At 68.0% G+C, this 26980-nt stretch carries 23 protein-coding genes, 1 pseudogene and 1 riboswitch; of the genes and pseudogenes, 8 read left to right on the top strand and 16 right to left on the bottom strand.

Features of this window, described 5'->3' with window-relative positions:
• Positions 1-76: 76 nt before the first annotated feature.
• The 3 genes from mutH to moaC form a co-directional block, all read right to left on the bottom strand.
• The gene (gene mutH / locus ACZ5BH_RS03505) at positions 77-781 is read right to left on the bottom strand and encodes a DNA mismatch repair endonuclease MutH (protein WP_464890529.1); all 705 of its coding nucleotides are present in this window, start codon (positions 779-781) and stop codon (positions 77-79) included.
• Positions 782-801: 20 nt separating this feature from the next.
• Positions 802-1755 carry a tetratricopeptide repeat protein gene (locus ACZ5BH_RS03500; protein WP_464890528.1) on the bottom strand — a complete coding sequence of 318 codons (954 nt, stop codon included), beginning with the start codon at positions 1753-1755 and terminating at the stop codon, positions 802-804.
• A 111-nt stretch (positions 1756-1866) separates the two neighbouring features.
• Positions 1867-2349: a cyclic pyranopterin monophosphate synthase MoaC gene (gene moaC, locus ACZ5BH_RS03495; protein ID WP_464890527.1), complete on the bottom strand. Its 483-nt coding sequence runs from the start codon at positions 2347-2349 to the stop codon at positions 1867-1869.
• 73 nt (positions 2350-2422) lie between these two features.
• Here moaC and moaD point away from each other — a divergent pair, with 73 nt between their 5' ends.
• Positions 2423-2653: a molybdopterin converting factor subunit 1 gene (gene moaD / locus ACZ5BH_RS03490; protein ID WP_464890526.1), complete on the top strand. Its 231-nt coding sequence runs from the start codon at positions 2423-2425 to the stop codon at positions 2651-2653.
• Between the two features lies 1 nt (position 2654).
• On the top strand, positions 2655-3080 hold the full coding sequence (locus tag ACZ5BH_RS03485; RefSeq protein ID WP_464890525.1) for a molybdenum cofactor biosynthesis protein MoaE: 426 nt from the start codon (positions 2655-2657) through the stop codon (positions 3078-3080).
• Between the two features lie 328 nt (positions 3081-3408).
• Here the strand turns inward: ACZ5BH_RS03485 and ACZ5BH_RS03480 are convergent, their stop codons facing one another.
• Together ACZ5BH_RS03480 and ppa are read right to left on the bottom strand one after the other, a co-directional pair.
• On the bottom strand, positions 3409-3966 hold the full coding sequence (locus ACZ5BH_RS03480) for a metallophosphoesterase family protein (RefSeq protein WP_464890524.1): 558 nt from the start codon (positions 3964-3966) through the stop codon (positions 3409-3411).
• A 7-nt stretch (positions 3967-3973) separates the two neighbouring features.
• Positions 3974-4522 carry an inorganic diphosphatase gene (gene ppa, locus ACZ5BH_RS03475; protein ID WP_464890523.1) on the bottom strand — a complete coding sequence of 183 codons (549 nt, stop codon included), beginning with the start codon at positions 4520-4522 and terminating at the stop codon, positions 3974-3976.
• Between the two features lie 282 nt (positions 4523-4804).
• On the opposite strand from ppa, the pseudogene ACZ5BH_RS03470 reads away from it, so the two are divergent.
• Positions 4805-5443, top strand: a pseudogene (locus ACZ5BH_RS03470) (adenylate kinase); the annotation flags it as partial.
• A 643-nt stretch (positions 5444-6086) separates the two neighbouring features.
• Here ACZ5BH_RS03470 and ACZ5BH_RS03465 read toward each other — a convergent pair.
• Positions 6087-7271, bottom strand: a complete 1185-nt coding sequence (locus tag ACZ5BH_RS03465; protein WP_464890522.1) for a phospholipase D-like domain-containing protein — start codon at positions 7269-7271, stop codon at positions 6087-6089.
• A complete protein-coding gene (rnd, locus tag ACZ5BH_RS03460) occupies positions 7268-8452 on the bottom strand; it encodes a ribonuclease D (RefSeq protein WP_464890521.1) in 1185 nt (394 codons plus the stop codon). The genes ACZ5BH_RS03465 and rnd overlap by 4 nt, the downstream gene beginning before the upstream one ends.
• Positions 8453-8547: 95 nt before the next feature.
• On the opposite strand from rnd, the gene ACZ5BH_RS03455 reads away from it, so the two are divergent.
• From ACZ5BH_RS03455 to ACZ5BH_RS03440, 4 genes are read left to right on the top strand one after another with little or no spacing between them, the layout of a single operon-like run.
• A complete protein-coding gene (locus ACZ5BH_RS03455; protein ID WP_464890520.1) occupies positions 8548-9072 on the top strand; it encodes a hypothetical protein in 525 nt (174 codons plus the stop codon).
• Between the two features lie 4 nt (positions 9073-9076).
• Positions 9077-10456 carry a UDP-N-acetylmuramate:L-alanyl-gamma-D-glutamyl-meso-diaminopimelate ligase gene (gene mpl, locus ACZ5BH_RS03450; protein WP_464890519.1) on the top strand — a complete coding sequence of 460 codons (1380 nt, stop codon included), beginning with the start codon at positions 9077-9079 and terminating at the stop codon, positions 10454-10456.
• Entirely contained in the window at positions 10453-11067 is a 615-nt protein-coding gene (locus tag ACZ5BH_RS03445; RefSeq protein ID WP_464890518.1) for a flavin prenyltransferase UbiX, read from the top strand. Before mpl ends, ACZ5BH_RS03445 begins: the two co-directional genes overlap by 4 nt.
• Positions 11068-11071: 4 nt before the next feature.
• Positions 11072-11662 carry an LON peptidase substrate-binding domain-containing protein gene (locus tag ACZ5BH_RS03440; RefSeq protein ID WP_464890517.1) on the top strand — a complete coding sequence of 197 codons (591 nt, stop codon included), beginning with the start codon at positions 11072-11074 and terminating at the stop codon, positions 11660-11662.
• 281 nt (positions 11663-11943) lie between these two features.
• Here ACZ5BH_RS03440 and ACZ5BH_RS03435 read toward each other — a convergent pair whose 3' ends face one another.
• From ACZ5BH_RS03435 to ACZ5BH_RS03420, 4 genes are all read right to left on the bottom strand, one after another.
• On the bottom strand, positions 11944-13959 hold the full coding sequence (locus ACZ5BH_RS03435) for a DedA family protein (protein WP_464890516.1): 2016 nt from the start codon (positions 13957-13959) through the stop codon (positions 11944-11946).
• Between the two features lie 89 nt (positions 13960-14048).
• Positions 14049-15152 carry a ribonucleotide-diphosphate reductase subunit beta gene (locus tag ACZ5BH_RS03430; RefSeq protein ID WP_464890515.1) on the bottom strand — a complete coding sequence of 368 codons (1104 nt, stop codon included), beginning with the start codon at positions 15150-15152 and terminating at the stop codon, positions 14049-14051.
• An 83-nt stretch (positions 15153-15235) separates the two neighbouring features.
• Entirely contained in the window at positions 15236-18031 is a 2796-nt protein-coding gene (locus ACZ5BH_RS03425; RefSeq protein WP_464890514.1) for a ribonucleoside-diphosphate reductase subunit alpha, read from the bottom strand.
• A gap of 139 nt (positions 18032-18170) precedes the next feature.
• Positions 18171-18374: riboswitch (cobalamin riboswitch) on the bottom strand.
• Positions 18375-18434: 60 nt separating this feature from the next.
• Complete coding sequence (locus tag ACZ5BH_RS03420; RefSeq protein WP_464890513.1) at positions 18435-19346, bottom strand: LysR family transcriptional regulator; 912 nt, start codon at positions 19344-19346, stop codon at positions 18435-18437.
• A gap of 113 nt (positions 19347-19459) precedes the next feature.
• On the opposite strand from ACZ5BH_RS03420, the gene metE reads away from it, so the two are divergent.
• Positions 19460-21754, top strand: a complete 2295-nt coding sequence (gene metE, locus ACZ5BH_RS03415; RefSeq protein WP_464890512.1) for a 5-methyltetrahydropteroyltriglutamate--homocysteine S-methyltransferase — start codon at positions 19460-19462, stop codon at positions 21752-21754.
• Here the strand turns inward: metE and ACZ5BH_RS03410 are convergent.
• The 5 genes from ACZ5BH_RS03410 to thiD form a co-directional block, all read right to left on the bottom strand.
• Entirely contained in the window at positions 21740-23626 is a 1887-nt protein-coding gene (locus ACZ5BH_RS03410) for a putative bifunctional diguanylate cyclase/phosphodiesterase (protein WP_464890511.1), read from the bottom strand. The genes metE and ACZ5BH_RS03410 overlap by 15 nt on opposite strands.
• Positions 23627-23638: 12 nt before the next feature.
• Positions 23639-23872, bottom strand: coding sequence for a YgaP family membrane protein (locus tag ACZ5BH_RS03405; protein ID WP_464890510.1), 234 nt, complete (start codon positions 23870-23872; stop codon positions 23639-23641).
• A 200-nt stretch (positions 23873-24072) separates the two neighbouring features.
• Positions 24073-25353: a glutamate-1-semialdehyde 2,1-aminomutase gene (gene hemL, locus ACZ5BH_RS03400; RefSeq protein ID WP_464890509.1), complete on the bottom strand. Its 1281-nt coding sequence runs from the start codon at positions 25351-25353 to the stop codon at positions 24073-24075.
• 157 nt (positions 25354-25510) lie between these two features.
• Positions 25511-26143, bottom strand: a complete 633-nt coding sequence (gene thiE / locus ACZ5BH_RS03395) for a thiamine phosphate synthase (RefSeq protein ID WP_464890508.1) — start codon at positions 26141-26143, stop codon at positions 25511-25513.
• Positions 26140-26949 (bottom strand): bifunctional hydroxymethylpyrimidine kinase/phosphomethylpyrimidine kinase, encoded by an 810-nt coding sequence (gene thiD, locus ACZ5BH_RS03390; RefSeq protein ID WP_464890507.1) that lies wholly within the window; start codon positions 26947-26949, stop codon positions 26140-26142. The genes thiE and thiD overlap by 4 nt, the downstream gene beginning before the upstream one ends.
• Positions 26950-26980 lie beyond the last annotated feature (31 nt).

Raw genomic sequence — 26980 nt, 5'->3', positions numbered from 1 at the left:
GCTTGCGCCGCTCCTACAATCGAAAATCGGGGGTTGCCTGTAGGCGCGGCGCAAGCCGCGATGAAAGGCACTTCCATCAGCCGGCGTTGCGCCGGTAATGCCGGATGAGCAACCGCCGGGTGAAGGCGGTGCGCAGGTAGAAGCCGCGGGGGAGGGTTTCGGTGAGGCGGCCTTCGGTGTCGTAGCCGTGGCAGCGGGCGCGGGCATTGGCTGCCTTGGGGCGGATCTGCAGCCAGGTGCCGTGGCGGGCGGAGAGTTCCTCCAGGCGGCCGGTGACCACCATCTCCATCAGTTCTTCCCAGTCCTGGCGCAGCACGGCCTCCTCTTCCGGCTCGGGGCTCCACAGCAGGGGCATGCCGAGGCGCCGTTCGCCCAGCGGAATGGCCGCGTCGGCTTCCACCGGCATCCACAGCACCCGCGCCAGCTTGCGCCGTACCCAGGAGGTTTCCCAGTGCAGGCCGGTGTTGCCGGTCAGCGGCACGGTGCAGACGTAGGTGGATTCGCGGGGCTCGCCCCGGGCGTTGAGGGGCAGGGTCTTGAGTTCCACGCCGATGTGGCGGAAGTCCGGCTCCGGGCGGGCGCCGGCGCTGGCGCCGAGCGCCAACTCCAGCAGCTGGCCCACCCAGCCCTTGGCGCTGCGCAGATCCCGGGGCACGGGTTGGTCGAGCAGGCGGGCCAGCTCGCCCAGGGCAAGGCCGGCCAGGCGCCGGGCCTGGGCGAGCAGTTCGGATTCGGACAGGGGCGGCGAGGGCAGCCAGGGATCGCGGTGAGGGTCGGGCATGGCGCTATTGGGCCACAGCCTCAGGCATCGGGCAAATGGAACTCCCGGGGGCGCAGGCCGCCTTCGCAGCGGATGTGGCGCGCGTCGAGAAACCGGCACTTCAGGGTGCGCTTGCGGCTCTTCTGGCCCACCTTCACGGCGCTGAGCGAGGCGCCGATCTCGTCCTCGTCGTCGATGGGGGCGCGGGTTTGGGCGGCCTTTGGCTTCACGGTCAGCACGGTGCTGAAATAGGTCACGGTGAAGGCGCCGTTGGCCGGATTTTCGATCTCGGCTTCGGTGCGGGTGGTGATGATGTCCGTGTCGGTGGTGCGTTCCTGCTCTGCCGTGCAGACGATGGTGTCCTTTTGCGCTTCGCAGCGGCTGATGGCCGAGGGCAGGAAGGTGGCCGGATGTTCGCCGTTGAGCCAGTTGCCCGCGAGCAATCTCTCCCGGGTGCGATCCGCCGGGCGGGGGGGTGGGGGTGCCGCAGGCGGGGTCGCCGGCTGGCGCTTGAGCTGGGCCAGCTTCTGTTCGGCGCGATAGTCGCCGTTTTCGAGGGCGCGGCGATACCAGCGCATGGCCAGGTCGCGGTTCTGCCTGACTACCGTGCCGTATTCGTACATCACGCCGAGCTGATACTGGGCCAGGGGGATGCCGGCCTCGGCGGCGGGGCGCAGGAGCTTGAGGGCCTTGCGGTGATCCTGGGGCACGCCGCGGCCCTCGAAGTAGAGCAGCCCCAGGCGGGCCTGGCAGGCCGGATTGCCGGTGGCCATGCACTTGCGATACCACTCGGCGGCCCTGGCCAGGTCGGGATTCGTGCCCCGGCCGCGCTCGTAGCGGCGGGCCACGTCGTACATGGCCTCGGCATCGCCACCCCGGGCCTTTTCCAGTTGCTGCTGGAAGCGCTGGACCTGCAGCCAGTCGGAGGTGTCGGCCAGTGCCGGCACGGGCAGACAGAACAGGAACAAGAGGGGAAGAAACCGGTAGACAGCCATGGACGGAACCTGCAACGGAAAGCCAGCCGTTGGTGAGGGAATCTGTTCTGGAAAGTATAGTCAGGCGGTGCAGAAAAACCAGCCTTTTGGTATGGCAAAGACGGCCGCGGGTCAGTCCTCTTCGCGCCGCCAGTGGCCCGATTTGCCGCCGCGTTTCTCCCGCAGCCGGATCCCGTGCATGGTCATGCCCCGATCCACGGCCTTGCACATGTCGTAGATGGTCAGCAGGGCGATCTGCACGGCCGTGAGGGCTTCCATCTCCACCCCCGTCTGACCGCGGGTCTCGACGGTGGCCGTGCAGCGGATGCGGTTTTCGGCCGGCTCGGGGGCAAAGTCCACCTCCACGCGGGTCAGCATCAGCGGATGACACAGGGGCACCAGATCGGCGGTGCGCTTGGCGGCCATGATCCCGGCGATGCGGGCCACGCCCAGCACGTCGCCCTTCTTGTGGCCGCCGGCCAGGATGCGCTCGAGGGTGGAGGGGGTCATGGTGATCACGCCTTCGGCCACGGCCACCCGGGCCGTGGCCGGTTTCCCGCCCACGTCGACCATGTGGGCATCGCCCTCGGCATTGAAATGGGTGAAGTCGGTCATGGAGGTGTCCTTGGGGGAATGCGGGGCCTCATGATAGGCTTGCGTGGCTGTTGACTGCAATCGGACCCGTGCCATGACCATCACCGTGAAATTCTTTGCCAGCCTGCGCGAGGAGGTGGGCATGGCCGATCTGCACATCGACTGCGAGTGCGCCGACACCGTGGCCGAGGTGTGGCAGACGGCCACCGATCGGGCCATGCCGGCCAATACCCTGATGGCCGTCAACCAGGCGTACGTGAACGCCGATCACCCGGTGCGCGACGGTGACGAGGTGGCCTTCTTTCCGCCCGTGACCGGAGGCTGAGATGATCGTCCGCATCCTTGCCGAGCCCTTCGATCCCTGGCAGACGGTGCAGGCCCACCAGCGGGAACACCTGACGCCCGGCAGCTACGGGGCCACGGCCCTGTTCGTGGGTACCATGCGCGACTTCAACCAGGGCGACACGGTGCAGGGCATGACCCTGGAGCATTATCCGGGCATGACCGAGCGCTATCTGGAGGACATCTCCCGCCGGGCCGCTGCGCGCTGGGACATTCTCGACAGCCTGATCTGCCACCGGGTCGGACCCCTGCGGCCGGACGATCCCATCGTGCTGGTGGCCGTCTGGTCGGCCCACCGCGCCGCCGCCTTCGAGGCCAGCCGCTGGCTGATGGAGGAACTCAAGTCCCGGGCGCCGTTCTGGAAGAAGGAAGTGACGGCGGCGGGCGAGCGCTGGGTGGAGAACACGTAAGCCAGGCGCCGTCGAGGCCGAACTCCTTACTTGGGGCGCGTGGTTCCGCGAACGCACCTACGGCGCTTGTTTCAAGCACAGAGCCCTTCGGTCCGGGGAGGCGTTTCGTGACACGCCGTAAATACTTCCCTGTAGGCTCGACGGCCCGCAGTCGCTTCGGGCATCCTGCCCTCTCGCGACACTTGTCCATCCTGGACGTTGTCCCTGCGGCCGACGGTCACGAAACGCCTCCCCGGACCGAAGGGCGTGCCCGATGCGGGTCCCAGCCGTAGGTGCGTTCGCTAAGCCACGCACCGTCGATGTCGAATCCCTCCGCCGGCCTTGCCGGTTACGGGTGCTTCGTTACCGGCGTGCGGTTGACCACCACTTCCTCTTCCACCGGCACGTCGATCAAGTCGAAGGTCATCGTTTCCAGATCGCCGAGCACGTAGGTGGGCGGGGCGCCCACGCCGCCGACGGTGCCGGGGTTGATCAGCTGGCAGGTGGTGCCGCGGACGGTGGTGACCGTCTCCAGCAGCACCCGGTGATCGTGGCCGCAGCAGACCAGGTCCCAGTCGCCGGTGGTGGCCATGGCGCGGGCGTAATGGGGATAGTGCACCAGGAAGATGCGCCGGCCGGCCAGCTCCAGGCCGGCGTCCTGGCCGTGATAGTGGATGACGCTGTCAGGATCGTGGCCGAGCCGGGCCATGGCGTAGGTGTCGCCGGTGTTGTTGCCGTGGATCACGTGCACCGGCAGGCCCAGGGGCTGGAGGATGCGCAGGGTGGTGGGGGCCACCACGTCGCCGCAGTGGAGCACCGCCTGGGCGCCCCGGGCCAGGGCGTCGCGCACCGCGGCGCCGAGCAGGAAACGGTTGTCGTGGCTGTCGGAAAGGATGCAGACCTTCATGGGCGTCTCAGAAACAGGGTTTCTCGGGCGCGTTCTGGTAACGCTCGATGGATTCCAGGATCTCCTTGCGGGCGGCTTCGGCGCCGAGCCAGCCTTCCACCTTCACCCACTTGCCTTCCTCCAGATCCTTGTAGTGTTCGAAGAAGTGGGCGATCTGGTTGAGCAGGGTCTCGGGCATGTCTTCCGGCCCCTGCATGTGGCGGTAGCTCTTGCACAGCTTGTCCACGGGCACGGCCAGCAGCTTGGCGTCGGGGCCGGCTTCGTCGGTCATCTGCAGCATGGCGATGGCCCGGCATTCGATCACCGAGCCGCTGATCAGGGGAATGGGGGTGACCACCAGCACGTCGACCGGATCGCCGTCTTCCGAGAGGGTATGGGGGATGTAGCCGTAGTTGCAGGGATAGTGCATGGCCGTGTTCATGAAGCGATCCACGAACATGGCCCCCGTCTCCTTGTCCACCTCGTACTTGACGGGATCGCTGTGGGAAGGGATTTCGATGATGACGTTGACCACGTCCGGCACCTGCTTGCCGGGGCCCACTCTGTCCAGGTTCATGCGCGTCCTCGCCGTGCGCCGGGCGGTGCCCGGGATGGAAAAATGACCATTTTAGCAGCCGGAGAGGGAAAACAGAATTGGACCGGGTCTCGATGCCGGGATTCCCGAGGCCGGGAGGCGCCTTCCCGGAGACGGGAAACCGTGACATTTCCCCTTCCCTTTTCATTGACTTGGTCAAGGTGAGGGATTAGTTTTACGGCAGGCGAAGGCCGGGGCGCGGATGCCGCCCCGAATCAAGAACAAGGCAACGAACCACCCACCGAACTAGGGAGCGAGGGCATCATGAGAATCGTACTGATTGGCGCGCCGGGCAGCGGCAAGGGTACCCAGGCCAAGTATCTGGTCGAAAAATACGGCATTCCCCAGATTTCCACCGGCGATCTGTTGCGCGAGGCGGTGTCCGAGGGCACGCCGCTTGGCCTGCAGGCCAAGCAATACATGGAATCCGGCCAGCTGGTGCCGGACGAGCTGGTGCTGGATCTGATCAGCGAGCGGCTGGGCCGGCCCGACGCCGAGAAGGGCTTCATTCTCGACGGCTTCCCCCGCAACATCCCCCAGGCCGAGGCGCTGGACCGCATGCTGGAGCGGATGGGCAAGCCCCTGCAGGTGAGCCTGCTCATCGACGTGCCGCTGGATATCCTCATGCAACGCCTGACCGGCCGCCGCACCTGCTCCGCCTGCGGCGCCATCTACAACGTCTATACCAATCCGCCCCGGGTGCCCGGCCGTTGTGACAAGTGTGGCGGCGAGCTGGTGCAGCGGGCCGACGACAACGAGGAGACGGTGGCCAAGCGCCTGCGGGTCTACCAGGAGCAGACGGCCCCGCTCATCGACTACTACCGTGGCCAGGGGATTCTGCGCACGGTGCCCGGCGTGGGTGAGGTGGAGGAGATCTTCCAGGCCATCGTACGGATTCTGGACGCCTTGCCGTCCCAGGCGGAACCGGCCCCCGCCGAGCCTGCCGCGGCGGCAAGCCCCGTGAAGAAGGCCGCTAAGAAGAAGGCCGCCAAGAAGAAGGTGGCCAAGAAGAAGGCCGCCAAGAAGAAGGTGGCCAAGAAGAAGGCCGCCAAGAAGAAGGTGGCCAAGAAGAAGGTCGCCAAGAAGAAGGTAGCGAAGAAGAAGGTAGCGAAGAAGAAGGCAGCGAAGAAGAAGGCAGCGAAGAAGAAGGCCGCCAAGAAGAAGGTCGCCAAGAAGAAGGTAGCCAAGAAGAAGGTCGCCAAGAAGAAGGTCGCCAAGAAGAAGGTCGCCAAGAAGAAGGTCGCCAAGAAGAAGGTCGCCAAGAAGAAGGTAGCCAAGAAGAAGGCCGCCAAGAAGAAGGTAGCCAAGAAGAAGGCAGCCAAGAAGAAGGTAGCCAAGAAGAAGGCAGTCAAGAAGAAGGTGGCCAGGAAGAAGGTCGCCAAGAAGAAGGCCGCCAAGAAGAAGGTCGCCAAGAAGAAGGTAGCCAAGAAGAAGGCAGCCAAGAAGAAGGTGGCCAAGAAGAAGGCAGCCAGGAAGAAGTCCCGCCGGCGCTGAGTCTGGTGCCGGAGTTGGCAAACGGGGAACCTTCGGGTTCCCCGTTTGCCTTTCAGTGTTGCCGGTGCCGGGGCAAGGTGCGTCGTCGGGTGTGCCCCAGCCATTCCAGCAGCCGCACCAGACGCCCGCACAGCCATTCGAGCAGGCGCTGTCGGCGGGGACGCACCCGCCAGTCCTGGTAGAGGATCTCCTGGCTGTAGAGAAAATCCTTCTCGAATTGCACTGCCACTTCCCGGGCGAAGCGTTCGTCTTCCACGTCCTGGTTGGCATCCAGGTTCCAGTGCTGGTTCCAGCGGTCCAGGTTGCTGGAGCCGATGGAGGCCCAGCCATCGCACAGTTGCAGCTTGGCGTGCAGGAAGCGGGGCTGGTATTCGAACAGACGCACGCCATGGCGCAGCAGGCGGCTGTAGTAGCCCCGGCTGGCATGCCGCACCCAGGGATGATCGCTGATGGGGCCGGGCACCATGACCCGCACGTCCACGCCTCGCCGGGCAGCGCGTTGCAGCACCCGGCGCAACTTGCGCGAGACCACGAAATAGGGGCTGGCGATCCAGATCCGCCGTTCGGCATGGCGGCAGCGTTTCACCAGGTTGGCGATGATCTCCTGGTGGCCGCTGCCTTCGGCCACGCTGACCCGGCCGGCCTGGCCCTCGGCCTCTTCGGCGGGGGCGATGACGGGCAGGCCGCAGGATTTGCCCGTGGCCTGCTGCCAGCCCCGGGCGAACAGGTCCAGCCAGTCCTGCACCACCGGTCCGCGGATGGCCACCACCACTTCGTGCCAGGTCCGTTCCGGGGCGCGCAGGCGCTGGAAGTCGTCGGTGAGACCGAAGCCGCCGGTGAAGGCCTGCCTGCCGTCCACCAGCAGCAGCTTGCGGTGATCCCGCGGCAGGTTGCCCAGCAGCTTGCGCAGACGCAAGGGATTGTAGATCGCCAGTTGCACGCCGCCGTCCACGAGGCGTTGCCGATCGGTCTGGGACAGGCCACGGCAGCCGTAGTCGTCGAGCAACAGCAGGACGGTCACACCGCGTTCTGCGGCTGCGCACAGGCTGTCGATGAATTGCCGGGCCACGCGGCCCGATTCCATGAGATAGGTTTCCAGGCAGACGAAGTGTTCGGCCCGGCGGATGGCCTCGAGCATGTGCGGGAAGAAGCGCGGGCCGTCCACCAGCAGGTGGAAGCGGTTGCCGTCCCGCCAGGGATAGCGGTGCCGTCCGTTGGCGCCGGGAGGGGCATTCACGCCGTGCCCTCGGTGGTCACCGCCCGGGTCACCACCCGATCGCCCTGGACCTGGAGGGCCAGTTTGCCCTGCAGCAGGTCCAGCAGGGTGTGGCCGGCGAGTTTGGCCCGCCAGCCCTGCAGCAGCGGCAGATCCCGTTCGCCCCGCACCAGGCGTTCCACCTCCTTGCGGGTGGTGAGGGTGGCCGGACTGATCCCGTGCTGCTGGCCGAGGAGGCGCACGCAGGCCATGAGCAGATCGGCAAGGCCTTCCTGTTCGGGCGTGGGGCGTTCGCGCTTCGGGGCTTCGGGCCACTGTTCCCGCGGCAGGGCACGGGCTTCGCGGATGAGGTGCAGCAGGGTGTCGCCATGCTGGCGGAGCAGGGCCGGCGTCAGGCCGCGGATGCGTTCCAGCGCGGCCCGATCCGCCGGGGCGCGGCGGGCCAGTTCCAGCAGTGTCTCGTCGCCGAGGAACCACTTGCGCGGCTTGTCCCGCGCCCGGGCCTGGGCTTCGCGCCAGGCGGCCAGGGCCCGCAGCACCACGAGCTGGGCCGGGCGCAACCGGCCATGGCCACTGACCCGGCGCCAGGCGTCCTCGTCGGGGCGCGTGTAGAGGGCCGGGTTCTCGAGGGCCCGGAAGTCTTCGTCAAGCCAGTCCTGGCGGCCGGCCGCTTCCAGGCGCTGGCGGATCAGTGGATAGAGTTGTCGCAGGTAGCGTACGTCGTCGGCGGCATAGGCGATCTGTTCGGCTTCCAGCGGCCGCCGGGACCAGTCGGTGCGGGCATGGCTCTTCTCCAGACGCACGCCGAGCAGGCCTTCCACCAGGGTGCCGTAACCGGCCTGATCGGGAAAGCCCAGCAGGGTGGCGGCGATCTGGGTGTCGAACACGGGCGCGGGGATGCGGCCGTCCAGATCGTGAAAGATCTCCAGATCCTGGCGGGCGGCGTGCAGCACCTTGAGGCGTGCGGGATCGTGCAGGATCTCGAGCAGCGGCGCGAGATCGGGCAGGGCCAGGGGATCCACGCAAGCGATGAGATCGTCGCTGGCGATCTGGATCAGGCACAGGCGGGCGCTGTAGGTCTTCTCGCGGATGAATTCGGTGTCCAGGGCCAGCACGCGGGCCGGCTGCAGATCCCGGCACAGGCGTTCGAGGGCCTCGGGGGTGTCCACGTAGCGGACGTCGTCGGGGGTGGGGGGCGTCATGATTGGTTGATCGTGCATCAGGAACCCGGCGGGTTCGGAAAACCAATAGTAAGGTATGATCCGCCATCGGAGAAACCACCACGACTGGGGCGGGAATGGGTTTACTGCTGAGGCTGTTCTGGGCGGTCTGTCTCCTGCGCAAGGGCCCTCAGGACATGCCCTTCTCGCGGGAGCTGCTGGCGATCCTGATCGTGGTGGGGATGGGGGTGGACGTTACGCGCCTGGCCCTGGCCGACACGGGCATGGATTTCGGCGGCGTGCTGATCTTCGCCGGCGCGGCGCTGGTCTTCAATCTCGTCTTCTTCGGCGGGCTGCTGGTGATCGCCGGTTATCGTGCCCGCCTGGTGCAGACCCTGATCGCCTGGTTCGGTGCCATGTTGCTGATCGGGCTGATCGATCTGCCCCTGGTCCTGATTCTGCATTTCGCCCCGGATATCGGCGCGGGCGTGGTGCTGCTGTTCCAGATTCTGGTGATCTGGAGCCTGCTGGTGACCATGCACGTGCTGCGTCATGCCCTGTCCATCAATCCGGTGCTGGCCGGCCTGTTGAGCCTGGGCTATTTCCTGCTCAGCGTGCTGCTCTACAATGGCGTGGTCAGCAGCCTGGTCGGAGCCGTTTGAAGCCATGCACATCCACATCCTCGGGATCTGCGGTACCTTCATGGGCGGCCTGGCGCTGCTGGCCCGTGAACGTGGCGACACGGTCAGCGGTTCCGACGCCAACGTCTATCCCCCCATGAGCACCCAGCTCGCGGCCGCCGGCATCACGCTGCGCGAAGGCTACGATCCCGCCCATCTCGATCCGGAACCGGATCTGGTGGTGATCGGCAACGCCCTCTCGCGGGGCAACCCGGCGGTGGAGCACGTGCTGAACCGGGGCCTGCCCTATGTCTCCGGCCCCCAGTGGCTGGCCGAGCAGGTCCTGCGGGATCGCTGGGTGCTGGGCGTGGCGGGCACCCACGGCAAGACCACCACCGCCAGCCTGCTGGCCTGGCTGCTGGAGGATGCGGGTCTTGCGCCCGGTTTCCTGATCGGCGGCGTGCCCGGCAATTTCGGTGTCTCCGCGCGGCTGGGGGCGGCGCCCTTCTTCGTGGTGGAAGCCGACGAGTACGACACGGCCTTCTTCGACAAGCGTTCCAAGTTCGTCCACTACCGGCCGCGCACCTGCGTTCTCAACAATCTGGAGTTCGATCACGCCGACATCTTTCCCGATCTGGCGGCCATCGAAACCCAGTTCCACCATCTGCTGCGCACCGTGCCGGGCAACGGCCTGGTGATCCGCAACGGCGACGATCCCAACCTGACCCGGGTGCTGGAGAGGGGCTGCTGGACGCCGGTGGAGACCTTCGGCGACGGCGCGCACAACGCCTGGCGTGGCGAGCCCGATGCGCAGGGCGAGGGCTTCACCGTCAGGCTGGAGCGTGAGGCCATTGGCCACGTGGCCTGGGACGTGCCCGGCGCCCACAACCGCCTCAATGCCCTGGCGGCCATCGCCGCGGCCCGCCATGCCGGCGTGCCGCCCACGCAGGCCTGTGCCAGCCTGGCCCGCTTCGCCGGCGTGAAGCGGCGCCTGGAGGTGCGCGGCGTGGCCGACGGGGTGACCGTGTACGACGATTTCGCCCACCATCCCACCGCCATCGCAACCACCCTGGCCGGCCTGCGCCGGCGGGTGGGCGAGGCGCCCCTGTTCGCCGTGCTCGAGCCCCGCTCCAACACCATGCGCATGGGCGTGCATGCCGATCGCCTGGCCGCCTCGCTGCGCGCCGCCGATCGGGTGCTGATCCACCGGCCACCGGAGATCGACTGGGACATGACTGCTATAGTTGATGAACTGGCCGCGGCCAGCCTGCATGCGAACACCGACGAGATCATTGCGGCCCTGGTGGCCGCGGCAGCGCCGGGCAGCCACGTGCTGGTGATGAGCAACGGCGGTTTCGACAACCTTCACGCCCGCCTGCTCGATGCCCTGCGCGCGCGCGCGGGCCAGCGGACCTCCTCGGCATGACGACAGCACCGCCCATCATCCTCGCCATGACCGGCGCCTCCGGCAGCGCCTACGGCCTGCGCCTGCTGGAAGTGCTGCTGCGCCAGGGGCGAGAGGTCTGGCTGCTGGTTTCCAAGGCCGGGCGCATGGTGCTCAAGCTGGAAGCGGAACTGGAAGTGCCGGCGCGGCCCGAGGAGATGCGGGAGTTCTTCCGCGTCCTGTTCGATCTGCCGCAGGCGCCCCTGCGGGTGTTCGGCCGCGAGGACTGGCTGGCGCCCATGGCTTCCGGTTCCCATCCGGCCCGGGCCATGGTGATCTGTCCCTGCACTACCGGCACCCTGGCGGCCGTGGCCCAGGGCAGCGCCGACGATCTGCTGGAGCGGGCTGCCGACGTCATGCTCAAGGAGCGCCGCCAGCTCGTGCTGGTGGTGCGCGAGACCCCCTTCTCCCCCATTCACCTGCGCAACATGCTGACCCTGGCCGAGGCCGGCGCCACCGTTCTGCCCGCCAACCCCGGCTTCTATCATCGCCCGCAATCGGTCGACGACATCGTGGACTTCATCGTCGCCCGGGTGCTCGATCACCTGGGCGTCGAGCACGATCTGCTGCCCCGCTGGGGGCTGGAGCAGTGACCCGGTGAGCGGGCGGCAGATCATTCCCCTGTTCCCGCTCCAGACCGTGCTGTTTCCCGGCGGGGTGCTGCCGCTGCGGATCTTCGAACCCCGCTATCTCGACATGATTTCCGACTGCCTGCGCCACGACACGGGGATCGGCGTGGTGCTGATCCGCCATGGCAGCGAAGTGGGCGGCGTGCCCGAAATCCACGAGCTGGGCACCCTCTCGCGCATCCATTACTGGCACCGCCGCCCCGACGGCCTGCTGGGCGTCACCCTCAAGGGCGAACAACGCTTCCGGGTGCGCAGCACCGAAGTTTGTGCCGATGGCCTGATCCGGGCCGACGTGGAATGCCTGCCGCCGCCGGAGGGGGCCACGGTCGGCGCCACCCACGCGCGCCTGGTCGATCTCCTGCGCCAGATCCTGGGCCAGCTCGAACCGCCCTGGAGTACCCTCACCCCGCGCTGGGAAGACGCCGAATGGGTCAGCGGCCGGCTCGCCGAACTCCTGCCCCTGGACCTGGCCGACAAGCAGGCCCTGCTGGCCGAGAACGACGCCCGCGCCCGCCTCGACGTGATTGCCCAACAGCTCGCCGGCCTGGAACTCGAGTGAAACCGGCCGCAGGGCGGTTACCAGCACCGTGGTTTTGTGCTTGGCCTGTAGGCGCGGCGCAAGCCGCGAACACGTGGTAGCGGGTCGCTGGTAACTGGTAACAACGCGTATTGCCCAGCTACCTACTAGATAGCTGTTCCGAGAATATCGGACATGACCCGCTACAGCCACGAAGCCCTCTCCGGTCATGAGGGCGACCTCGAATCGTGTGATCAGCATCAAAATGACGCACATTTCGAAACGGCTATCCAGTTACCGCCTGTTCGCGGCTTGCACCGTGCTTACATTGTTTCTCCGTTTTCGTGGTGCACGTTCGTGGCAGCGGGCGTTTCGAGCAGCAGAAGCGGCACGTCGCGGGGGGCGAGGTGGCCGTGGGCGAAGGGACCGGGGCGGGCGCGCCAGGTGGCCAGGGCGGTGGCCGCGTCCGGATCGGTGACCAGGTAGTTGAGGCCCCAGCGCTGCACCCGGCGCATGCGGGCGAGCTGGCCGTACCAGAGGGGCAGTTGTTGCCCGCCGTCCCGGAGCAGGTAGTCGGATTCCCACAGGCGCACCACCCACAGGTGATCGTCGTCCTCGCGCCGCCAGTAGCGGATGGCATCGTAGCGCCCGGCGTGGACCTGGGGCAGCAGCGGCAGGGCGTCCGCCGTGGCCAGCGGGTTGAACCAGTTGAGCCAGCGGCGGGCGCCGTGGCGGGCCGGTTGCCAGCCCGCCGCGCGCAGGGCGTGTTCGATGGCCGGGCGGGGGGCGGCCCATTGCAGGTTGAAGACGAAGCGGCGGTCGCCGCGCAGATCGGCGCGCACTGCCGGCAGCAGTTGCCAGCCGGACTCGCGCCAGGCGGCCCGATCCATCACGTAGGTGGTGCGCGGCGGGGCGTGGGCGGCGGCGTGTTCGGCCTGTTGCGAGAGCGGCCAGCCGACCAGCAGCGGCACGAGAACGAGCGCGAGCACCTGGCCGTGCCGGCGGTCGAAAGGCGCGATCCGCGCATGGCGGCGGTAGGCGATGCCGAGCAGGGCGGTCCAGGCCACGCCGAGCAGCAGGCTGGCCAGGGCGTCACTGGCCCACAGCAGGCCGAGATAGAGATCGGCGAAGGCAATCAGCCACAGCAGGAGGATGCACAGCAGGTACAGGGGCAGATGCCAGCGCGGCGGCAGGCCCCGCCCGGCAAGGATGGCGAGAAAGCCGTAGACCGCCACGGCCAGCATCAGGTTGCCGCCGGGCGTTCCGGGCAGGAAGGGGGGCATTGGCCCTCCGAAGCGGCCGGTATGGCGAGCCACCAGGGCGAACAGGAAGGTGACGCCGAAGGCCGCCAGCCAGTGCCACAGCGCCAGGCGGTGGCCCTGATGCAGCAGCAGGCCGGCGGTGAGCACCACGATGGCGGCCAGCAGGCGCGGATCGGCAAGGCCGGCCAGGAAGACCATCGCCCCCTCGAAGGGCGGCGAGCGCAGATCCTGCAGGCCGTTGTGCAGCAGCAGATCGAGGTTGTGCACCAGCGGCAGGCGATCCCCGTAATGGGCCAGCAGGGCGAAGCCGGCCGCGGCCACCAGCAGGATCAGGGCCAGCAGGGTCAGGCCGCGCACCTCGGGGTGGGTGGGCGAGACGATGGCCGCCGGCACTTCGCCCAGCACGGGATGGCGGCGGCTCCATTCCAGCGCCCGGGCCATGGCCCGCAGGGCCAGGGGTTGCAGCCACAGGTAGAACTGGCGGATCAGCCAGCCGCTGACGAACAGGGCCGCCAGCAGGCCCACCAGGAGCACGGTGAAGCGGCCGGCGAACTCCGAGGCCAGATCCAGCGAGGCGCCGAACACGAGCCCCGGCAGCAGGTAGGCGGGCGCCCAGAGGATCGCCGAGATCACGTTGACCAGCAGGAAGCGGCCGGCGGGCATCTCGAGCATGCCCGCCACGGCCGGAACCACCGCCCGCACCGGGCCGAAGAAGCGCCCGAACAGCACGCTCTTGCCGCCGTGGCGATGGAAGAAGGCCTCGCCCCGCATCAGCAGCTCGGGATGGCGGGAGAAGGGCCAGAAGCCGCGCAGGCGTTCCCGGTAGTGGTGCCCCAGCCAGTAGCTCAACCCGTCGCCGGCGATGGCGCCGAGGATGGCCGCCAGCAGGGTGGCGCCCAGCGGCATCACGTCCAGCGCCACCAGCGCGCCGAAGGCCACCATCAGCACCGCCCCCGGCACGAGGATCCCCACGAAGGCCAGCGACTCGCCGAAGGCCGTAAGGAACACCAGCCCCAGCGCGGTCAGCGGATGGGCCTGCAGCCAGTCGAACAGGGGGGTGAGATAGGCCGGTTCCATGGCTGCAGTATAAAGGGCCGAGTGTCTCCTTGGTTATCCGTCCCTCGTCCCTCGTCCCTCGTCCCCGTCGCGAAGCGTACGCTTCGCGACTAGTCCCAGCGCAGCGCCCCGCCGGTCTGGTATTCGGTCACGCGGGTCTCGAAGAAGTTCTTCTCCTTGCGCAGGTTGGCCTGTTCGTCCAGCCAGGGCAGGGCGTTGCGGGCGCCGGGGAAGGGTTCCTCGAAGCCGAGCTGGCGGGCGCGGCGGTTGGCGATGTAGCGGAACTGTTCCAGGTGATCCTCGGCCCGGTAGCCGAGGATGGGATCGCGCAGGATGTATTCGGCGTATTCGCGCTCGGCGTCGTGGGCCTCCTCCCACATGGCCTGCACGGCGGCGGGATCGGGGCGGATGGCGTTCTCCTCCATGATCTGCTTGCAGGTGCGGATGCCGAAGGCGCAGTGCAGCACCTCGTCGCGCATGATGTACTGGAGCTGCTCGGCGGTGCCGGTCATCAGGCCGCGCCGCTGCAGGGCGAAGATGGGCGAGAAGCCGTTGTAGAACCAGCCGCCCTCGAACACCGCGGCGAAGAAGACGTAGGCCAGCAGGAAGTTGTCGAGTTCCGCCGGGTCGCGCAGATCGATGTCGGCGCGCAGCACCGAGTCCAGGCGCCGGTTGGCGATGGCAATCTTGCGGTGGATGGCCGGCACCACCCGGTAGCGGTTGTAGATCTCGCCCTGATCGAGGCCGAGGGACTCGATGCAGTGCTGGTAGGTCCAGGTGTGCAGGGCTTCCTCGTAGACCTGCCGGGCCTGGTAGATCTGCAGCTCCGGCGCGCTCATCTTCTCCATCACCGCCAGGCCCACGTTGCGCATGGCCAGGATGTCGGCGGTGGTGAGGTAGGCCAGCACGTTTTCGTACACGTGCCGTTCTTCGGTGGTCAGGCGGTGATGGTAGTCCTGCACGTCGCGGCTCATGTTGATGTCCAGCGGCGTCCAGTGATTGCGGTTGGCGTTGAGAAAGAACTCCCAGGCCCAGGGATAGCGGAAGGGCGCGAGCTGGTTGATGTCGGTCTGCCCGTTGATCACCCGCTTGTCTTCCGCCCGCACCGGCGCCAGGGCCGTGGCCGGCGTGCTTGCCTCCTCGGGGGTGGCCGGCGGCGCGGGGTGGGCGGTGCCGCTGTCCTGCAGGGAAAGGGGATCGTCCCAGTTGAGCATGTTCGTGTCCTCGCGTGGTTGGATAGGGAATGCAGGCGGTGTCGGCAAGCGGCGGCTTGCCTCTTTGCGCTTTTCTCTGCCGTTCACTGACAGGCCTCGCAGTCGGGATCGTCGATGGCGCAGGCCCGGGGTGCGGCCGGTTCGCTGTTCTTCTCCACGTGGGTGGCGCCCAGGGTGCGCAGGTAGTAGGTGGTCTTGAGACCGCGCACCCAGGCCAGCTTGTAGAGGTTGTCGAGCTTGCGGCCCGAGGGTTCGGCCAGGTAGAGGTTGAGGCTCTGGGCCTGGTCGATCCATTTCTGGCGCCGGGCCGCGGCTTCCACCAGCCAGCGGGGATCGATCTCGAAGGCGGTGGCGTACAGGGCCTTGAGTTCGTCGGGTACCCGGTCGATGGGCTGCACGCTGCCGTCGTAGTACTTGAGATCGTTGACCATCACCTCGTCCCACAGGCCGCGCTCGCGCAGGGCTTCGACCAGGGCGGGATTGACCACCGTGAACTCGCCCGACAGGTTCGACTTGACATACAGGTTCTGGTAGGTGGGTTCGATGGAGGGGCTCACGCCGCAGATGTTGGCGATGGTGGCGGTGGGGGCGATGGCCAGCACGTTGCTGTTGCGCATGCCCACGCTGCGCACCCGCTCGCGCAACCCGTCCCAGTCGAGGCGGTGGCGGCGATCCACCTCCAGCAGGCCGCCGCGGGCCTCGGCCAGCCGATCCAGGGAATCGATGGGCAGGATGCCCTGGCTCCACAGGGAGCCCTCGAAGCTGGGATAGCGGCCCCGTTCGGCGGCCAGGTCACAGGAGGCGGCGATGGCGAAGTGGCTGACGAGTTCCATGCTGCGGTCGGCGAATTCCACGGCGTCCTCCGAGGCGTAGGGGATGCCCAGGCAGTGCAGGACGTCCTGGAAGCCCATGATCCCCAGACCCACCGGCCGGTGGCGCAGGTTGGCATTGCGCGCCTGGGGCACGCTGTACCAGTTGATGTCGATCACGTTGTCGAGCATGCGCATGGCGGTGCGCACGGTGGCCTCGAGCTTGTCCCGATCCAGTTCGCCGTCGGTAGTGAGATGATTCACCAGGTTCACCGAGCCGAGGTTGCACACGGCAATCTCGTCGTCGGACGTGTTGAGGGTGATCTCGGTGCACAGGTTGGAGGAGTGGACCACGCCCGCATGCTGCTGGGGCGAGCGCAGGTTGCACGGATCCTTGAAGGTGAGCCACGGGTGACCGGTCTCGAACAGCATGCCCAGCATCTTGCGCCACAGGTCCACCGCCGGCAGTTTGCGGAACAGGCGGATCTCGCCGCGCGCGGCCATGGCTTCGTATTCGGCGTAACGCTCGGCGAAGGCCTGGCCGGTGAGATCGTGCAGATCCGGCACTTCGTCGGGGGAGAACAGGGTCCATTCGCCTTCCTCGGCCACCCGCTGCATGAACAGATCCGGAATCCAGTGGGCGGTGTTCATGTCGTGGGTGCGGCGGCGCTCGTCGCCGGTGTTCTTGCGCAGTTCCAGGAAGTCCTCGATGTCGATGTGCCAGGTTTCCAGGTAGGCGCACACGGCGCCCTTGCGCTTGCCGCCCTGGTTGACGGCCACCGCCGTGTCGCTGGCCACCTTCAGGAAGGGCACCACGCCCTGGCTGGTGCCGTTGGTGCCCCGGATGTGGGCGCCCATGCCCCGCACCCGGGTCCAGTCGTTGCCGAGGCCCCCGGCGAACTTGGACAGCAGGGCGTTGTCGCGGATGGCGCTGTAGATGCCCTCGAGATCGTCGGGCACGGTGGTCAGGTAGCAGGAGGAGAGTTGCGGCCGCCGGGTGCCGGCGTTGAACAGGGTGGGCGTGCTGCTCATGAAGTCGAAGGACGAAAGCCGTTCGTAGAATTCGATGGCCCGCGCCTCGCGATCGATCTCCCGCAGGGCCAGGCCCATGGCCACGCGCATGAAGAAGGCCTGGGGCGGCTCGAAGCGCACCCCGTCGCGATGCAGGAAGTAGCGGTCGTAGAGGGTTTGCAGGCCCAGATAGGTGAACTGCCGATCCCGCTCGGGGCGCAGCGCCGCGGCCAGCCGTTCCAGATCGAAGCGGCCCAGTTCCTCGTCGAGCAGGCCTGCGTCGATGCCGCGCTGCACGTAGCGGGGAAACAGGTCGGCGTAGTCGGACTCGGCCGCCAGGCCGAGGAAGGCGGTGGCTTCCCGCCACAGGCGGTCGGCCAGCAGCCGGGCGGTCACCTGGCTGTAGGCCGGATGCTGCTCGATGAGGGTGCGCGCGTTCATCAGCAGCACTTCGTCCAGATCCGCCGCCGGCATGTCTTCGTAGAGGTTGCGCCAGGTGGCGTCCACGATGCGCGCCGCCGCTACGTCCGGCAGATCGGCGCAGGCCGCTTCCACCCGCTGCTGCAGGGCGGCCCGCTCGAGGATCACCGGCCGGCCGTCTTCCCCCTTCAGGCGGAGGCGGAAGTCAGCCAGATCGGCCTGTTGCGTCTCGCCCTCGCCGTGGGCGCGCCGTTCGGCCCGCTCGGCGCGGTAGAGCACGTAGGCGCGGGCCACCTTGTGTTCGCCGGCGCGCATCAGGGCCAGTTCCACCTGGTCCTGGATGTCCTCGATGTGCACGGTGCCGCCTTCGGGGCGGCGCCGGAACAGGCTTTCCACCACCTGGTCGGTGAGCCGCTCCACGGTTTCGTGGATGCGCGGCGAGCCGGCCGCCTGCCGGCCCTCCACCGCCAGGAAGGCCTTGGTGAGGGCCACCGCGATCTTGCTGCGGTCGAAGGCGGTGAGCTTGCCGTTGCGCCGGATCACCCGGGCCTGGCCGGCGGGCGTGTCGCGGCCCGGCGGGACGCTGGCCGGGGCCGGGGCGGGATCGGGAGTTTCGGTGGGAAATGTCGGGGTTTGCATGACGCCTCTCCTCGCGTTCGTTGTCGTCGGCGGCCTGCGGCAACGAACGGGGAAAGAGACGCAGGGCGGGCGCACCACGGCCCGGGGATCGGCTCTCGCCCCGTGCCTGTTGCGCGAAGGCCCGGGTGCGGATGCCGGCCTGCGGCATCCGTCTCCGGCAGGTCTTCGGACTCAGGGGCGGGCCGGAAACCGGCTGGCCTCGGGCGGCGACTTCCCGTCCTTGCGGACAGTGTCATGGTGCGCCCTCGTTCCCCAATACCGCTGCGCGTCAGTCCCGGATTCTCACCGGGTTCCCTTTTGGCGACCCCATATCTGGGCTCGCACCGGAGACAAGGCACAAGATACTGTGCTTTTTCGTAAATGGCAACATCACTTTGACAACACCGTCCTCCGGGGCCGGGGATCAGGCCGGCTCGATGGTGCCGAGGGTCTCGCCGGCGGTCTGGCGGGCGGTGGCGAGGAAGGCCTGCATCCAGGGGGTGTCGGCTTCGCCCTCGCGGCTTGCGGCCTGCAGGGTGCGCCAGATCCCTTGGGCGCCCAGGGGCCGGGAGACGATCACGCCCCGCGCCTCGGCCGCCTGCACCGCCCAGTGGGGCAGGGCGGCGACGCCTCGCCCGGCGGCCACGAGCTGGACGATCATCTCGGTCAGCTCGGTGGTGCGCCGCATCGGATGCACGCCGGCGGGGAACAGGAAGTGGCGGTACACGTCGAGCCGTTGCGGCGGTACCGGATAGGTGATGAGGGTTTCGGTGGCCAGATCCGCCGGTTCGATGTACGGCCGGACGGCAAGGGGATGGCGCGGGGGGAGGATCAGCACCCCCTCGAAGCGGAACAGGGGCGTGTAGCGCACGCCGGGGAGGGGTTCGGGATCGGAGGTGATCACCAGATCCAGATCGCCGCGCACCAGGGCCGGCAGGGGCTCGAAGTGGAAGGCCAGGCTCACGTCCAGTTCCACCTCCGGCCAGGCGGGCCGGTAACGCTCCAGGGTGGGCAGCAGCCAGTCGAAGCAGCTGTGGCATTCCAGGGCCATGTGCAGGCGGCCCGCCTGGCCGTCGCGGATGCGGCGCAAGTCGGCCTCGGCGCGGCGGATCTCGGGCAGCACCCGCTCGCCCAGCCGCAGCAGGCGTTCGCCGGCGGCGGTGAAACGCAGGCGCCGTCCCTGCCGGGCCAGCAGTTCCACGCCCAGCCGGCCCTCCAGCTCCCGCACCTGGTGGGAGAGGGCCGACTGGCTCACGTGCAGGTGTTCGGCGGCCCGCGCCAGGGTGCCGTGCTCGGCGATGGCGGCCAGGGTGCGCAGGTGGCGGATATCGATCATGGAAGAAATATATGAAAAATACTCAACAAAAACAAAAAATATTTGAGATTTACTAATTGTTAGCCCCGCGCCAGACTCCCGTTCCTCGGCCTGCAAGTCCACAAGGAGCGAACATGACCACGATTCACACTCTCGGCTATCCGCGGATCGGCGCGGATCGCGAACTGAAGAAGGCCCTCGAGGGCTACTGGCGCGGGGATCTGAACAGGGCGGCGCTGGAGAGCGCCGCCCGCGCGATTCGGCTGGCCGGCTGGCAGGCCCAGCGCGAGGCCGGGCTGGATTTCGTCAGCGTCGGCGACTTCTCGCTCTATGACCACGTGCTCGACACCAGCGCCATGCTCGGCGCGGTGCCGCCCCGTTTCGGCTGGCAGGGCGAGACGGTGGACATCGACACCCTGTTTCGCATGGCGCGCGGCCGGGCGCCTTCGGGGGCGCCGGCGCCTGCCTGCGAGATGACCAAGTGGTTCGATACCAACTATCACCATATCGTGCCGGAACTGCATGCAGACATGGCCTTCCGGCTGGCATCGTCCCGGCTGTTCGACGCGGTGGCCGAAGCCCGGGCCGAAGGGCATCGGGTCAAGCCGGTGTTGCTCGGGCCGCTCACCTGGCTGTGGCTGGGCAAGTGCCGGGACGGCGAGTTCGACCGGCTGGCCCTGCTGGATCGCCTGCTGCCGGTGTACGGCGAGATCCTGCAGCGGCTCGCTGCGCAGGGCGTGGAATGGGTGCAGATCGACGAGCCGATCCTGGTGCTGGATCTGCCCCGCGAATGGCGCGCGGCCTTCGAGGCGGCCTACAGCCGCCTGTCGGGCGCAGGCCCGAAGACCCTGTTGTGCACCTACTTCGGTGGGCTTGGGGACAATCTGCATCTGGCTTGTCATCTGCCGGTGGACGGGCTGCACGTGGATCTGGTGCGCGCGCCGGCGCAACTGGATGTGGTGCTCGACAAGCTGCCGGCCTGGAAGGTGCTGTCGCTGGGGATCCTCGACGGGCGTAACGTGTGGCGGGCCGATCCCGATCCCCTGCTGGCGCGGCTGCGTCCGGTGGCCGGACGCCTGGGTGATCGCCTGTGGCTCGCGCCGTCCTGTTCGCTGCTGCACGTGCCGCAGGATCTGGGGCGGGAGACGGGGCTGGACGCCGAGCTGCGGAACTGGCTGGCCTTCGCCCGGCAGAAGCTGGACGAGCTGCGGATCCTGCGCACCGCGCTGGATGCGGGCGAGGCGGCGGTGGCCGCCGAACTGACCGCGGCGCGCGCCGCGGCCAATGGCCGCCGTCATTCGGCCCGCATCCACCGCCCGGCGGTGGCCGAGCGGCTGGCGGCGGTCACCCCGGCGATGGCCTCCCGGCGCAGCCCCTTCGCCGTGCGCCATGCCCGCCAGCAGGCCTGGCTGAAGCTGCCGCCCTTGCCCACCACCACCATCGGCTCCTTTCCCCAGACCGCGGCCATCCGCGCCACCCGCCGCGACTGGCGGCGCGGGCAACTGGACGATGCCACCTATCGCCGGCGCATGCAGGCCGAGATCGCCGACGTGATTCGCCGCCAGGAGGCCCTGGGACTGGACGTGCTGGTGCACGGCGAGCCGGAGCGCAACGACATGGTGGAATACTTCGGCGAACAGCTCGGGGGCTTCGCCATCACCGAACACGGCTGGGTGCAGTCCTACGGCTCGCGCTGCGTGAAGCCGCCGATCCTGTACGGCGACGTGTTCCGCCCCGCGGCCATGACCGTGGACTGGATCCGCCATGCCCAGTCGCTGACCGAGCGGCCCGTGAAGGGCATGCTCACCGGCCCGGTGACGATCCTCAACTGGTCCTTCGTGCGTGACGATCAGCCGCGGCGGGAGACGGCCCGGCAGATCGCCCTGGCCCTGCGCGACGAGGTGCAGGATCTCGAGGCCGCGGGGATCCGGGTGATTCAGATCGACGAGGCGGCCCTGCGCGAGGGCCTGCCGCTGCGCCGGGGCGAATGGCAGGCCTATCTGGACTGGGCGGTGAACGCCTTCCGGCTCACCGCCGGCGGCGTGGACGACGGCACCCAGATCCACACCCACATGTGCTATGCCGACTTCCACGACATCCTGCCGGCCATCGCCGCCATGGATGCGGACGTGATCACCATCGAGACCGCCCGCTCCCACATGGAACTGCTGGAGGCGTTCCGCGACTTCGACTACCCCAATGCCATCGGTCCCGGGGTGTACGACATCCACTCGCCCAACGTGCCGACGGTGGAGGAAATCCATGCCCTGCTGCGCCGGGCCGCCGAACGGATCCCGCTGGAGCGGTTGTGGGTGAATCCCGACTGCGGCCTCAAGACCCGCGACTGGCCGGAGGTGGAAGCGGCGCTGGCGGCCATGGTGGCCGCGGCGCGGCGCATGCGGGAAGTGCAGATCTCAGGCGCGGCCTGAGGCGGCCCTGCCCACCTGCCGCCAGGCGCCCTCGCGCAGCCAGTCTCGCAGGGCGTCGGCGGGTTGGGGCCGGCTGAAGAGGTAGCCCTGCACCCGGTCGCAGCCCAGGGCACGCAGCCGTTCGAGGCCGAGCGGCTCTTCCACGCCCTCGGCCACCACCTGGTAATGGAGGTTGTGGCCCAGATCGATGATGGTGCGCACGATGGCCAGGTTGTTTTCCTCGGCCATGTCCATGACGAAGGACTTGTCGATCTTCAGTTCGTCGAAGGGCAGCTCGCGCAGATAGGCCAGGGAGGAGAAGCCGGTGCCGAAATCGTCGATGGCCAGGCGGATCCCCATGCCGTGCAGGCGGTTGAGCAGTTGCCGGGCGCGCTGCAGATCGTGCATCAGGGCGTTCTCGGTGATCTCCAGTTGCAGGCGGGTGGCGGGAAAATCGTGCTCCGCCAGCAGGGCGCCGATGGCGTCGGGCAGGGCGGTGTCCTGCAGGCACTGGGGCGAGAGGTTCAGGGACAGGATCAGATCCGGCGCCGGATCCTCCCGCAGGGCCTGTTGCAGCGACCAGACGGTGAGGGCATGGATGGTGCCGGTCTGTTCGGCCATGGGGATGAACTCGTCGGGCGCCACCCTGCCCAGCGCAGGATGCTGCCAGCGGGTCAGTACCTCGAGGGCCGCCGGCGCGCCCCGGCGCAAATCCAGCATGGGCTGGTAGTGCAAAAAGAGCTCTCCCTGTTCGATGGCGCTGCGCAACTCGCCCATCAGGCGCAGGCGGCGCACGCTGTGCGAGTCCTGCCCCGGATCGTAGAAGGCGAAGCCGCCGCTGCGCTTGGCCTGGTACATGGCCACGTCGGCATGCTGCAGCAGGGTGGCCGGATCCTCGCCGTGTTCCGGATACAGGGCGATGCCGATGCTGGCGCCGGCCTCGATGCGCACGCCCTCGATGTCGAAGGGCTGCTGCAACACCTGGTGGATGCGGCTGGCGCACACGGTGGCGCCGTGGCGATCGGTTTCCGGCAGCAGCATGGCGAATTCGTCGCCCCCCAGGCGGGCGATGGAGTCGTTCTCGCGCAGCGAGGCGCCGAGACGTTCTCCCACCTCTTGCAGCAGGCGGTCGCCGAAGTGATGGCCGAGCGTGTCGTTGACCTCCTTGAAGCGGTTGAGATCCATGAGGAACAGGGCGAAGGGCAGGCCATGGCGCTGGGCGGCGGAACGGGCCTGGCGCAGGCGGTCGAGCAGCAGGTTGCGGTTGGGCAGGCCGGTTAGCTCGTCGTGCAGGGCCTGATGCCGCAGGGCCTGGTTCTTTTCTTCCAGCCGCCGCGAGATTCGGGAAGAGAGAAACAGGGCCACCCACACGGCGATCCAGAGGATGGCGATCCCCGAGACGATCAGGCGGCTGCGCAGGGTGGAAGCGATGGGTGATTCGCCATAGGGTTCGAGGATCAGCAGTGCTGCCTGCGGCCTGTCGGGCAGAGGGGTTTGCACCCACAGATAGTCGCCGCCGGGGAAGTTCTCGTGTCCCGCTTGCGTGGTCGCCGGCAACGCGGTTGCTCCGTGCCGGGCGACGATGGCCCGCAACAGCGGTTCTTCGCTGCCGGGTTCGGCCGCGACGACCGGCGCATGGCCGCCTGCCTTCCACAGCAGGACGGTGTGCGAGGGAGCCAGTTGCTTGCGTAACCGTTCCAGCAGCCGAGGATCCGGCGCCTCCGTGGCCTCGGCGAGGCGGTCGGCAATTTCCGCTCCGAAATGGTTCAGCAGTTCCAGCCGCTTCTGCACGTCGGCGTTCTGGGTGAGCCAGTAGGCCAGCACCCCATACACCAGCAGGGCCAGCATGGTGACGCCCACCACGGCGCCCAGAAGCTGACTGGAAACCCGCATCGCTGGCCCGGCTCAGTCCTGCCGGGTGGCGCAGGTGCTGATTCCGGTCAGGGCATAGAGCGGACAGAAACGGACGAGGGCCACGACGAGGTTGATGACACCGAACGCGCCGAGAACGAAACGGCTGATCGGATCCGGGATCAGTTGGGCGTCGATGAAGCCCAGGTAGATCATGCTCAGGCTGAGAAGGATCCGGATGAATTGATCGAGGCGCCCGATGTTGGGAATGGCAAGACGTCTGCGCATGGCACTTCTCCGGCGGATCGGTGTGGTCAAGTGGCCGGTGGCAGGCGTTTGTTCTTGTGCTTGTTGCCCCCCACGAAACCGTGTTGGGCCACGGGGTCGGGGTGGCCGGGTATTGGCTTGTTGTTTGTAGGGACTATAGACGAGGGGCGAAGAAACCGTCAACCCGCCGGGGTTTTTGTGCCGCTGCTCTCTGCCATTGGTTATAGGCGGGCGAAGGCCCGCTCCGCTGCGTCCAGCGTGGCGCCGATGTGCTCGTCGGTGTGCGCGGCGGAGACGAAACCGGCCTCGAAGGCGGAGGGGGCCAGGTACACGCCTTCCTCGAGCATGGCGTGGAAGAAGCGTTTGAAGCGTTCCTGATCGCAGGCGGCCACCTCGTCGAAGCGGGTGATCCTTTCCTTCTCGGTGAAGAAGAAGCCGAACATTCCGCCCACTTCGTTGGTGGCAAGCGGAATGCCCTTCGCCTCGGCGCGCATGCGCAGCCCTTCGGCCAGGGCGGCGGTGCGATCGGCCAGGCGCGCGAAGAAGTCCGGTTCGCTGATGCGTTCCAGGGTCTTGAGGCCCGCGGCCATGGCCACCGGATTGCCTGACAGGGTGCCGGCCTGGTACACGGGGCCGAGCGGGGCGATCCGTTCCATGATGTCGCGCTTGCCGCCGAAGGCGCCCACCGGCATGCCGCCGCCGATCACCTTGCCCAGGGTGGTCAGATCGGGGGTGACGCCGTAGCGGCCCTGGGCGCCGTGCAGATCCACCCGGAAGCCGGTCATCACTTCGTCGAAGATCAGCACGCTGCCGTATTCGTCGCAGACCTCGCGCAGGGTCTCGAGGAAACCGGGCACCGGCGGCACGCAGTTCATGTTGCCGGCCACCGGTTCGACGATGATGGCGGCGATCTGCTCGCCCATCCGGCCGAACACCTCGCGCACCTGCTCGGCATCGTTGTAGGTGAGGGTGAGGGTGTGCTCGGCCAGGGCGGCGGGCACGCCGGGCGAGGTGGGCACGCCCAGGGTCAGGGCCCCGGAGCCGGCCTTGACCAGCAGCGAATCGGAATGGCCGTGGTAGCAGCCCTCGAACTTGACGATCTTGTCGCGTCCCGTGTAGCCACGGGCCAGGCGCAGGGCGCTCATGGTGGCCTCGGTGCCGGAACTGACCATGCGCACCAGCTCGATGGAGGGCACCAGTTCGCAGACCTTCTCTGCCATGCGGATCTCGAGTTCGGTGGGGGCGCCGAAGCTCAGCCCCTTCTCGGCGGCGGCCTTCACTGCCGCCAGCACCTCGTCGTCGGCATGGCCGAGGATCATCGGCCCCCAGGAGCCCACGTAGTCGATGTACTGCCGCCCGTCCACGTCCCACACGTAGGGGCCCTTGGCCTTCTCGAAGAACACCGGATCCCCGCCCACGCCCTTGAAGGCGCGCACCGGCGAATTCACGCCACCGGGAATGTACTGCTGGGCTTCAACGAACAGATCGTGCGAACGGGTCATGGCGGATCCTGTAGCAGGTTGGGTGGAAGGAACACGGAGGGCACGGAGACACGGAGTTCACGGAGTGTTGTATTTGGAATCGGACGTGTCGTCAGACTGCGGTTTGTGCGACGGAAAAAAACATCTCGGTGTTCTCCGTGTCTCCGTGCCCTCCGTGTTATTTCCAGACGGTCGATACGGTATATGCACGCGCGGCGGCGCGCACGTCGGCGGCGCCAAATATACCATGAATGACCGCCACCATATCCGCCCCCGCCTCGCGCAGGAGGGGCACGTGTTCGGGCAGGATGCCGCCGATGGCGCACAGGGGCAGGTCGAGTTCGGCGCGGGTCTGGCGCAGCACGGCCAGCCCGGCGGGCGGGGCGTCGGGCTTGGTGCGGGAGGGGAAGAAGCGGCCGAAGGCCACGTAGTCGGCGCCCTGGGCCTGGGCCTTGCGGGCCAGGCCGGGATCGGCGTGGCAGGTGATGCCGATGATGGCGTGTGGGCCGAGCAATGCCCGGGCGGCGTCGAGCCCCGTGTCGGACTGGCCGAGGTGCACGCCGTCGGCGCCGCAGGCCAGGGCCAGTTCGGGATCGTCGTTGACCAGGAACAGGGCGTCATGGCGCCGGCACAGATCGGCCAGGGCGGTGGCCTCGGCGCGCCGCCGGTGGGCATCGGCGCGCTTGTTGCGGTACTGCAGCAGCCGCGCGCCGCCTTCGAGGGCGGCCTCCGCCAGGGACAGCAGATCGTCGCCGCACAGGTCGGGATCGGTGATGGCGTACAGCCCGCGCAGGCGGGGATCGCGAATCATTCTTCCTCGCCGCGGGCCCAGAACAGGCGGTTGGGCAGGAATTGTCCCATGCCCAGGCGGTAGCCGTGACGCAGCGACTCCCAGGTGTATTCCTGGGCTTCGTGCACGGCGGTGAACACTTCCAGACCCTGGCCGAGCAGCCCGGCGATGGCGGCGGCCAGGGTGCAGCCGGAACCATGATAGGGATCGGGCAGGCGCTCCCAGGTGAAGGTTTCCAGCAGACGGTGGTTGCCGAACAGGCGGTTCTCCACGTGTTCCGAATCCTCGTGGGTGCCGGTCAGGAGCAGGAACTGGCAGCCGGTATCCAGCAGTTCCTGGCCGCAGGCCTCGAGGGTGTCGGCTTCCGGAGCCAGCCGGCGCGCTTCCTCGCTGTTGGGGGTGGCCACCGTGGCCAGGGGAAAGAGCAGTTCCTTCAGGGCCGCGCCCAGCGCGTCGGCGTCTTCACTCAGGGCGCCGCCGCCGCCGGCGGCGAGCACCGGATCGAGCACTACCGGCACGTCGGGATAGTCCACCAGGATCGAGTGGATGGCCTCGACGATGGCCACCTGCCCGGTCATGCCGATCTTGAACACCGAGACCGGCATGTCCTCGAGGATGGCGCGGGCCTGTTCCACCAGCAGTGCCGGTTCCACCGGCGAAAAGTCCAGCACCTGGCGGGTGTCCTGCACGGTGAGGGCGGTGGCCACGGGGGCGGCATGCCCGCCCATGCTGGCGATGGCCTCGATGTCGGCCTGCAGGCCGGCACCGCCGGTGCTGTCGAGGCCGGAGAAGCACATCACGACGGGAAGACTGGCGGTCTGGGGCATGGCGGGTCTGCCGTTGCGGGGTTGTACCGAT

The sequence above is a fragment of the Thioprofundum lithotrophicum genome, assembly GCF_055387065.1.
Note: the sequence above shows the minus strand (reverse complement) of the source record. Positions and strands in the feature narration are given on the sequence as shown.

Excerpts from the sequence above, each read along its gene's own strand:
- mutH (WP_464890529.1), bottom strand. The coding sequence starts at position 781 with ATGCCCGACCCTCACCGCGATCCCTGGCTGCCCTCGCCGCCCCTGTCC.
- ACZ5BH_RS03500 (WP_464890528.1), bottom strand. The coding sequence starts at position 1,755 with ATGGCTGTCTACCGGTTTCTTCCCCTCTTGTTCCTGTTCTGTCTGCCC.
- moaC (WP_464890527.1), bottom strand. The coding sequence starts at position 2,349 with ATGACCGACTTCACCCATTTCAATGCCGAGGGCGATGCCCACATGGTC.
- moaD (WP_464890526.1), top strand. The coding sequence starts at position 2,423 with ATGACCATCACCGTGAAATTCTTTGCCAGCCTGCGCGAGGAGGTGGGC.
- ACZ5BH_RS03485 (WP_464890525.1), top strand. The coding sequence starts at position 2,655 with ATGATCGTCCGCATCCTTGCCGAGCCCTTCGATCCCTGGCAGACGGTG.
- ACZ5BH_RS03480 (WP_464890524.1), bottom strand. The coding sequence starts at position 3,966 with ATGAAGGTCTGCATCCTTTCCGACAGCCACGACAACCGTTTCCTGCTC.
- ppa (WP_464890523.1), bottom strand. The coding sequence starts at position 4,522 with ATGAACCTGGACAGAGTGGGCCCCGGCAAGCAGGTGCCGGACGTGGTC.
- rnd (WP_464890521.1), bottom strand. The coding sequence starts at position 8,452 with ATGACGCCCCCCACCCCCGACGACGTCCGCTACGTGGACACCCCCGAG.
- ACZ5BH_RS03455 (WP_464890520.1), top strand. The coding sequence starts at position 8,548 with ATGGGTTTACTGCTGAGGCTGTTCTGGGCGGTCTGTCTCCTGCGCAAG.
- mpl (WP_464890519.1), top strand. The coding sequence starts at position 9,077 with ATGCACATCCACATCCTCGGGATCTGCGGTACCTTCATGGGCGGCCTG.
- ACZ5BH_RS03445 (WP_464890518.1), top strand. The coding sequence starts at position 10,453 with ATGACGACAGCACCGCCCATCATCCTCGCCATGACCGGCGCCTCCGGC.
- ACZ5BH_RS03435 (WP_464890516.1), bottom strand. The coding sequence starts at position 13,959 with ATGGAACCGGCCTATCTCACCCCCCTGTTCGACTGGCTGCAGGCCCAT.
- ACZ5BH_RS03430 (WP_464890515.1), bottom strand. The coding sequence starts at position 15,152 with ATGCTCAACTGGGACGATCCCCTTTCCCTGCAGGACAGCGGCACCGCC.
- ACZ5BH_RS03425 (WP_464890514.1), bottom strand. The coding sequence starts at position 18,031 with ATGCAAACCCCGACATTTCCCACCGAAACTCCCGATCCCGCCCCGGCC.
- ACZ5BH_RS03420 (WP_464890513.1), bottom strand. The coding sequence starts at position 19,346 with ATGATCGATATCCGCCACCTGCGCACCCTGGCCGCCATCGCCGAGCAC.
- metE (WP_464890512.1), top strand. The coding sequence starts at position 19,460 with ATGACCACGATTCACACTCTCGGCTATCCGCGGATCGGCGCGGATCGC.
- ACZ5BH_RS03410 (WP_464890511.1), bottom strand. The coding sequence starts at position 23,626 with ATGCGGGTTTCCAGTCAGCTTCTGGGCGCCGTGGTGGGCGTCACCATG.
- ACZ5BH_RS03405 (WP_464890510.1), bottom strand. The coding sequence starts at position 23,872 with ATGCGCAGACGTCTTGCCATTCCCAACATCGGGCGCCTCGATCAATTC.
- hemL (WP_464890509.1), bottom strand. The coding sequence starts at position 25,353 with ATGACCCGTTCGCACGATCTGTTCGTTGAAGCCCAGCAGTACATTCCC.
- thiE (WP_464890508.1), bottom strand. The coding sequence starts at position 26,143 with ATGATTCGCGATCCCCGCCTGCGCGGGCTGTACGCCATCACCGATCCC.
- thiD (WP_464890507.1), bottom strand. The coding sequence starts at position 26,949 with ATGCCCCAGACCGCCAGTCTTCCCGTCGTGATGTGCTTCTCCGGCCTC.